The organism is Streptomyces sp. NPDC058662, from assembly GCF_042716255.1.
Lineage (GTDB): Bacteria > Actinomycetota > Actinomycetes > Streptomycetales > Streptomycetaceae > Streptomyces.
Map to the genome: position 1 here is coordinate 52,373 of NZ_JBHXRU010000034.1, position 8,776 is coordinate 61,148.

The window sequence follows — 8,776 nt, forward strand, 5'->3', positions numbered from 1 at the left end:
GGGGGTTGGGGGGGGGGGTGGGGGGGGGGGGGGGGGGGGGCGGGGTGGAGGCCCGGAGGCCTCCACCCCGTCAGGTCAGGTGCCGCGGTCAGAAGATGCTGCCGCCGCCGGCGCCGCCGCCGCCGCCGAGGCCACCGAAGATCCCGAGGCCGCCCACACCGCCCTTGCCGCCCGCGCCGCCCTGGAAGACGCCGAACCCGCCGGCCCCGCCCTTCCCGCCGTTGCCGCCCTTCAGGCGACCGTCTCCGCCGCCGCCGCCGTTTCCGGCGTTGCCGCCGAAGAGACCGCTGCCGCCCTTGCCGCCCTCGCCGCCGTCGCCTCCGATGACGCCCTCGCCGCCGCCACCGCCGCCGCCGCCGCCACCGCCGACCAGCACGCCGTCGCCACCGGCGCCGCCCTTGCCGCCCTTGCCGCCGGTCCCCAGGACGCTGCCGCCGCCGGAGCCGCCGGAGCCGCCGCCGCCGCCGATGATGCCGCCACCACCGGCGCCTCCGTCCCCTCCGGCGCCGCCGGCGGCCGGGAGGGCCGTAGCCACGTGGGCCGGCATCGGGGCCGCGGATGCGGCGGCCGCCGGGAGGAAGACGCCTCCTGCGACCATCGCGGCCGAAGCGGCCAGCGTCGCGAATCGGAAGCCCTTGCGGGTGGGGCGAACAACGTTGTTGGTGTGAATGTTGCGGTTCATGATTTTCTCCTACTGAATAGAGAGGGAATTCGGTGTTCCCCGGGTATTCGGGGCGATTGCGGTTCTCTTTCCGTTTGCGTTTCCGTTTCCGGTGAGGCCCGCAAAACAAGTAAGCCCCGGCGGCCACCCCCCGGTCACGTTCCGGAAAGTCGTGGCTTGACACGACCGGAATACGCGCTATAAGCCCCGGCGCCGGTTCGCGGGCACAACGAAAAGGTGGCCACCGTGATGACGGTGACCACCGGGGTCGATCGAGGGGACGCGCCTGTGGCGCTACGGCGCCGGCCGGCCCGCCGGCCCCGCGGACGGCGGCGGCGGGAGCGGCGGCAGCGCGGGCTCGTACAGCCAGGCCGAGAGCAGCCCGTCCAGCGGCTCGGTCGCGTAGCGGCCCGCGTGGGCCGCGAAACCGGCCGTGGTCACCACGCCGTAGCGGTGCACGGTGGCCCACTCGCGCAGCATGCGGAAGAACGCTCCGTCGCCCAGGGCGTGGCGGAGGGCGTGCAGGACGAGTCCCCCGCGCTGGTAGAGCCTGTCGTCGAACATGAGCTTGCGGCCGGGGTCCGCCAGGACCAGGTCCTGCGGCCGCGAGGCCAGCAGCCGGTGCGCGCCGACCGCCAGCGCGTGCGCGGTACGGCCGCCGGAGCGCTCCGACCAGAGCCACTCGGCGTACTTCGCGAAGCCCTCGTTCAGCCAGATGTGGCGCCAGTCGGCGATGCTCACGCTGTTGCCGAACCACTGGTGGGCCAGCTCGTGGGCGACGAGGCGCTCCGCTCCGCGGACCCCGTCCACATGGTTGGTGCCGAAGAGGGAGAGGCCCTGCGCCTCCACCGGGACGTCCAGCTCCTCGTCGGCGACGACCACCGCGTACTCGCCGAAGGGGTAGGGGCCGAACAGTTCCTCGAACAGCCGCATCATGGCGGGCTGCCGGGCGAAGTCGCGGGAGAACGCCGGCAGCAGGTGGCCGGGCACGTGTGCGCTCTGCGGGACCCCGTCGAGCCCGGGGTCCCCGAGCAGCACGGTCCGGTGCATGCCGATGGACAGCCCGACCAGGTAGCTGGAGGTGGGCGCGGACTGCTCGTACACCCAGGTGGTCGTGCTGGCCCTGGTGGTACGGGTGAGCAGCCGCCCGCCGACCACCACCGTGTAGGGGGAGGGCGTATTGACCGAGATCTGGTACGAGGCCTTGTCGGCGGGCCGGTCGTTGCACGGGTACCAGGAGGGCGCGCCGACGGGCTGGCTGGCCACCAGCGCGCCGTCGGTCAGCTCCTCCCAGCCGATGCCGCCCCAGGGGCTGCGTACGGGCTTGGGGTTGCCCGCCCACTGCACCTCGACCGTGAAGGCCGCGCCGGCCGGCAGCGCCTTGGCGGGCCTGACCCGGAGCCTGCCGCCCCGGTGGGTGTACTGGGGGGCCCGGCCGTCCACCAGGACCCGCCCTATCCGGAACTCGGCGAGGTTCAGGTGGAACTCGGTGAGGGGCGCCCGCCCGGCGATCGCGCTCAGCCGGGCCGTCCCGGCCAGCCGGTTGGGTCCGGGGCGGTACTCCAGAGCGAGTTCGTACCGGTGCACACGGTAACGGGAGTCGCCGTTGGCCGGGAAGTACGGGTCCGACACCGCTGTCTGCTGGCCGCTCACTGCCGCTTCCGCTCCCTGCGCTGTGCTCGTACGACGTGCTGGTGCACCGCGTCCCGACCGCGCCCCCGGGGCGACCCGGGACCGTCCCTCAGGACCGCCACGCCTCGATCGGGTTGCCCAGCCACCGGGTGTCGGCGGGCACGGACTCCCCGGCCATCACGAGCGAGGCGGGACCCAGGGTGCTGCGGGCCCCGACCGTGCTGCCGGGCAGGACGATTCCGCCCGGGCCCAGGGTGGCGCCCTCGCGGAGGACCACAGTATCCGTCCGCAAGATCCGGTCGTGGAAGAGGTGCGTCTGCAGCACACAGCCCCGGTTCACGGTGACCCCGTCGCCCAGTACCACCAGGTCCGTCTCGGGAAGCCAGTAGCTCTCGCACCACACGCCCCGGCCGATCCCGGCCCCCAGTGCGCGCAGCCACAGGCCCAGCAGCGGCGTACCGGGCACGGAGCCGATCAGCCACGGCACGGCGAGGACCTCGACGAAGGTGTCGGCCAGTTCGTTGCGCCACACGAAGCCGCTCCACAACGGGTGCTCCCCCACCCGGTGCCGGCCCACCAGCAGCCACTTCGCGGCCACCGCGACCAGGCACGCGGCCGTGCCGGCGGCGAGCAGGACCGCCCCGGACAGCAGCGCCGCGCCCCACACGCCCGCGCCGGTCCGGGTCGCCAGCGCGCAGAGCGCCGCCCCGGTCAGGAGGGCCAGCGCCGCCGAGCAGAACACCGGGAGGAGCCGGCACAGCTCGACCAGGCCCCGCGCCCACAGCAGCCGTGCGGGCGGGTCGTAGGTCCGGCTCTGGTCGGCGTCCGCGGCCGAGCGCGGCAGCCGGACCGGGGGCAGGCCCAGGTACGAGCTGCCCTTCTTGGCCTTCTTCGGGGTCGCGGACAGCACGCCGACCAGCCCGTCGTCGGGCACGGTCCGGCCCGGCGCGGTCATCCCCGAGTTGCCGAGGAAGGCGCGGCGGCCGATCTCGGAGTGCCCGACGCGCATCCAGCCGCCGCCCAGTTCGTAGGGCGCGGTCAGCGTGTCGTCGGCGAGGAACGCGCCGTCGCCCACGGTGGTGAGGCTGGGCAGCGCGAGCACCGTGGACACCTCGGCGCCGCGGCCGATCCGCATGCCGAGCAGCCGCAGCCAGACGGGGGTGATCAGCCCGGCGTACAGCGGGAAGAGCGTCTCCCGGGACAGGTCCATCAGCTGGGTGACCGTCCAGGCCTGCCAGCCGACCCGGCCGTGCGTCGGGTGGGTTCCCGTTCGCAGCCCCAGGCTGAGCAGGCGGACCGGGACCAGCAGCAGCAGCGCGTACGCGAACCCGTAGGCGAGCGCCCCGGGCACGACGGCGAGCAGTGCTCCGCGCACCGCCTGGCCGAGTCCGGCGCCGGCGGGTACGAACAGGCTGACCACGAGTACGGCGGGCAGCGCCGCGAGCACGGGCAGGGCCAGCAGGCAGAAGCCGGTGGCCCCGTAGACGGCGCGCCAGCGCAGCGGTCGCGGCGGGCGCTGCGCCGGCCAGGCGCGCTTGGCCTTGCCGAGCTTGACGGCGGGGGCGCCCGCCCAGCGCTGGCCGGTCGGTACGTGGCCGACCACGGCGGAGCCGGGGGCCACCTCGGCGCGCTTGCCGACCCGGGCGCCGGGAAACAGGATGCTGCGGGTGCCGACCACGGCGCCCGCACCGACCTTCACGGGTCCGATCACCAGCCGGTCCCCGTCCAGCCAGTGGCCGGAGAGATCCACCTCGGATTCGACGGCGCAGCCGCGGCCGAGCTTGAGGAGGCCGGTGACCGGCGGCAGCGAGTGCAGGTCCACGTCGGGGCCGACCTTGGCGCCGAGGGCCCGCGCGTAGCGCTCCAGCCAGGACCCGGTGAGCGAGGTCGCGCCCGCGTACTCGGCGAGCCGCTCGGCGGTCCACAGCCGCAGGTGCACGCTGCCGCCGCGGGGGTGGCGGCCCGCCTGCACCCCGCGCAGCAGCAGCCGGGCCCCGCCGGCCGCGATCGCGAGCCGGCCGGGGGCGCTGTAGAGCAGGAGCGCGCCGGCGGCGACGAGCCACCAGGACGCGCCCGGGGCCCACGGGTACGCGCCGAACCGGTGCAGGATGTTGCCGAGGGCCAGCAGCGCCACCGTCCAGCGCAGGCCGACCAGGGTGAACAGCGGAAGCAGCAGCAGCACCTGAGCCACCTGGGTGCGCGGGGGTACTGGTGCGACGGTCCGGGTGGCGCCGTCGTCCTGGACGGACTTCTCCAGCCGCCGGGCCAGCTTGCGCAGGGTGGGCTGCTGGTAGATGTCGAGTACGGCCGCGCTCGGGTAGCGGGTGCGCAGCCGGGTCGTGAGCCGGGCGGCGGCGAGGCTGTTGCCGCCGATCGCGAAGAAGTCGTCGGCGGCGCCGGTGACGCCCACGCCGAGGGTCTCGCTCCACTGCTCGGCGAGCCAGGCCTCCGTGCCGTAGAGGTGTTCGGCGGGTCCGCCGGTCTGCAGCTCGGGCAGCGGCCAGGGCAGCGCGTCCCGGTCCACCTTGCCGGACGTGCGGGTCGGGAGTTCGTCGACCGGGGCGAGGAGCGGGACGAGGGCGGCGGGCAGTTCGGCGCGCAGCCGCTCGACGGCGGCCGCCCGGTCCCAGCCCTCCTGGACGACGAGGTAGCCGACGAGCAGCTGGTTCCCGCCGCGCGCGGTGCGGACGGCGGCGGCCGCGCCGGCGACGCGGGGCAGCGCCTGGAGCGCGGCGTCGACCTCGCCCAGCTCGATGCGGCGGCCGCCGAGTTTGATCTGCTCGTCTCCGCGGCCGAGGAAGACCAGCCCCTCGGGTTCCGCGCGGACGAGGTCTCCGCTGCGGTAGGCGCGCTGCCAGCCGAGGGAGTCCAGTGGGGCGTACTTCTCCGCGTCCTTCTCGGGGTCGAGGTAGCGGGCGAGGCCGACCCCGCCGATCACGAGCTGGCCGCTGCCGCCCATGGGCACCGGATCGCCGGACTCGTCGACGACGGCGAGGTCCCAGCCGTTCAGCGGGAGGCCGATGCGGATCGGTTCGGCGCCGGTCAGCAGGGAGGCGCAGGCGACGACGGTGGCCTCGGTCGGGCCGTAGGTGTTCCAGACCTCGCGGCCCTCGGTGACCAGGCGCTGGGCCAGTTCGGGCGGGCAGGCCTCGCCGCCGAAGATCAGCAGCCGGACGTCGTCGAGGGTCTCGGGCTCCCAGAGCGCCGCCAGGGTCGGCACGGTGGAGACGACGGTGATGTCCTGGTCCATGAGCCAGGGGCCGAGGTCGGCTCCGCTGCGCACCTGGGAGCGGGGGACGGGGACGAGGCAGGCGCCGTGGCGCCAGGCGAGCCACATCTCCTCGCAGGAGGCGTCGAAGGCCACGGACAGGCCGGCCATGACGCGGTCGCCGGGTCCGATCGGCTCCTCGGCGAGGAAGAGCGCGGCCTCGGCGTCCACGAAGGCGGCGGCGCTGCGGTGGCTCACGGCGACGCCCTTGGGCCTGCCCGTGGAGCCGGAGGTGAAGATGATCCACGCGTCGTGCTCGGGGTCCGGCCGCCCGGCGCCGGCGGGGCCCGCGGCGGGGCCGGTGGCGTCGAGGCGCTGTCCCGCGCCGAGGACGGCGCGTACCCCGGCCTCGCCGAAGACCAGGTCGGCGCGCTCGTCGGGGTCCTCGGCGTCGACCGGCACGTAGGCGGCGCCGGCCGCGAGGACGGCGAGGACGGCCACGTACAGCTCGTTGGTGCCGGACGGCACGCGCACGCCGACCCGGTCGCCGAGTCCCACGCCGGCGGCGGCGAGGGCGCGCCGGCGGCGCTCGACCTCGGCGGCCAGTGCCCGGTAGGTCAGACGGGTGGTGCCGTCGTCGAGGGCGAGCTCGTCGGGGTGGGCCCGTACGGAGGCCTCGAAGATGTCGACCAGGGTGCGGGGGGCGGCGGCGGGACCGGCGCGGAACCGGGCGGACTTGCCGGATTCCTCGCTCGTCCCGGCGCCGGACTCCCCGCCGTCGAGCAGGGTGAGGTCACCGCGCTCAGGTGTGGCTGCCATGGGCCCTCGCGTCTCATTCCCGGAAACGTCCGGGTCGCCGGCGGAGCCCGGGTCCACCCGGGTTGTTCCACTCCGGCGCCAAACAACCCACCAGTCTAGTGCGACATCAAGGACTTTCCCGTTGAAGCCTTGCGCGTGGCACGATCGCGGCCCCCGCGATGGCGCGATCCGCTCGCCTCGGCTCACCCCTGCTCCGCGCCGTGTCGCGGGGCGCTGTCGGCGATGCGGTCCAGGTCGGCCAGCAGCGACTCCAGCCAGGCCCGCGCCGCGTAGTAGCCGCTCGGCGCGCCGGGCGGTACGGCCCCCGGGGCGTCGAGGTCCTCCTCCGGCGGGCCGGCGTCCGGCGCCGGTGTCCACAGTGAGCCCCCGACCGGGTCCAGGACGGAGGACAGCAGCAGCATCCGCCCCGCGACCCGGTCCCCGAGCCGGGTCACCTCCGCGGCGACCCCGGGGTCCAGGGGCGGTACGGCCACGGGGACCGGCGGGCCCGCCGCCGGGGCGGGCGGCACCAGGACCCGCTCCGCGCCCCACAGCGTGTGGTGCCCGGTCAGGAGGACCGCCTGCCAGTCGACCGCCGGCGGCGTACCGCCGGTCGGGCGGTCCGGGCCCGGCGCCGCCCGCGGGCTGCCTCCCGGTTCGCTCTGGAACTGCGCGAAGGCCGACTCCGCCAGGACGACAGCGCGCCGCAGCGACCCGTGCGCCGGGGGCGCGCCCGGATCCCGTACGCCGCCGGCCGCGATGGCGGCGGCGGTGGCGACGACGGCCTCCGCGGCGCAGCGCAGCAGTACCGCGCCGGAGCGGCGCACCTCGTCCTGCGCCCCGCGCGGCCAGGCCAGCAGGCCGAACACGGCGCCGACCGCGCTTCCCACCAGGACGTCCAGCAGCCGGACCTCGGCGATCCGCCAGGTGGCCGGCGCGAGCTGGGCGAAGACCAGGGCGACCACCACCGCGAACAGGGCCTGGGACCAGCCGACGCCCTTCACCGGCCCCAGCGTGAAGGTCAGCAGCATGAGCGGGAGCAGGACGATGGCGTACACCTCGGTGTCCGTCCCGACCAGGGCGAGCGCCGCGGCCGTGCACAGGGCTCCGATCAGGGTCCCCGCCAGCGCCTGCCGGATGCCGGCCCGGGTCGCGCCCGAGGTCGTACGGGTCAGGGTCAGCGTCGCCAGCATCGCCCAGAAGCCGTGCGGGAGCGTGGCCAGGCCGGCGACGGCGCGGGCGGCCGCCAGGGCCAGGCTGATGCGCACCGCGTTCTGGAAGACGACCGACCGGCTCCCCGCGTGCCCCACCAGCCGTCGCCACCACAACTGGGGCGCCCGCATCCGCGCGTACCAGAAGCGGCCCGCGGGCAGTCCCGCCGCGGCAGCCCGCCCCCGTACCGCCAGCGCCGCAGCCCCGGCCAGGGCTGTCGCGGCGTCGGCCGCTTCCAGCAGTGCGGCCCGGCGGCGCAGCTCCGTGGGTGGGGCCGGGCCCGTCGGAGCTGCCGCGAGCAGCGCCCGCTCCCGGGCCGGGCCGGGGGGCGCCGCCGCGGCTCCGGGCACCCCGCGCAGCAGTGCGGCGCTGTCCGCGGCGGACCGCCCGACGGCGCGCAGCAGGTCCCGTTCCGCGTCGGTCGGGGCGGTGGCGGGCGGACCGGCGGGGAGCCGGACCAGCCGGTTCAGCAGCGTACGGCCGGCCAGTCCGGTGTGGGCCAGGGCGCGGGAGCGGACCCCGGGTCCCGCCGGGCGCTCCGCCTCCGGCACCCGGGAGGGCCGCAGCGCCTCGCCCGCCTCCCGGGCCGCCCGCACCGTCGGCGGGGCCGGGCCGGACGGTGTCCGGGCCAGCTCGCCGGCGCAGCGCTCGGCGAGTCCGGCGGCGCGTGCGGCGAGCTCGCGGTAGGCGACGGTGCGGGGTTCGGGGAACAGCAGGGCCTCGGCGAGCACGAGCAGCAGGATCCCGGCGGTGGTCCCGGCCAACCGCTCGCCCAGGGTGTCCGGGGCGTACGGGGGGAAGGACGGCAGGATGTACAGGAGCTGCAGCCCGGGCGTGGCACCGGCCTGGCGGGGCCCGCCCGCGGCGACGAAGGCCAGTGCGAAGCCGATGACCAGCATTCCGGCGACGGCGCTCCAGGTCCGGACGGCGAGGAAGGTGCCGGCGACGACCAGTAGCCAGGCCGCGGGCAGCAGCCTGACCAGGAGGGCGGCCCGCTGGCGGCCGGTCCCCGGGATGTGGGAGAGCCCGGCGAGCGAGACCGCGGCGAACAGGGCGTAGGTGGCGCCGACGGGCTCGCCGAACCCGTACAGGAAGAGGTAGAAGCCGGCCCCGGCGGCCAGGGTGACCCGCAGTGAGCGGCGGGCCGGGGCCGCGTAGGCGGCGGACGGCCGGCGCCGCCCGCGCCCCGGGGCGGCGCTCGCGGCGTCGCCGGTACCTCCCGTACCCGGTGCCGCCGGGCAGCCGGTCGTAGACCACCAGGAACC

4 protein-coding genes are annotated in these 8,776 nt (G+C 76.3%); all 4 read right to left on the bottom strand.

Annotated elements, in window-relative coordinates:
• Positions 1-88: 88 nt before the first annotated feature.
• Positions 89-682 (bottom strand): hypothetical protein, encoded by a 594-nt coding sequence (locus ACFWUQ_RS15155; RefSeq protein ID WP_384537876.1) that lies wholly within the window; start codon positions 680-682, stop codon positions 89-91.
• Between the two features lie 273 nt (positions 683-955).
• Positions 956-2,314 carry a M1 family metallopeptidase gene (locus ACFWUQ_RS15160; RefSeq protein WP_384537879.1) on the bottom strand — a complete coding sequence of 453 codons (1,359 nt, stop codon included), beginning with the start codon at positions 2,312-2,314 and terminating at the stop codon, positions 956-958.
• A gap of 88 nt (positions 2,315-2,402) precedes the next feature.
• The gene (locus ACFWUQ_RS15165; RefSeq protein WP_384537881.1) at positions 2,403-6,320 is read right to left on the bottom strand and encodes a Pls/PosA family non-ribosomal peptide synthetase; all 3,918 of its coding nucleotides are present in this window, start codon (positions 6,318-6,320) and stop codon (positions 2,403-2,405) included.
• Between the two features lie 182 nt (positions 6,321-6,502).
• A partial coding sequence (locus tag ACFWUQ_RS15170) for an FUSC family protein (RefSeq protein ID WP_384537883.1) occupies positions 6,503-8,776 on the bottom strand: 2,274 nt, incomplete at its 5' end.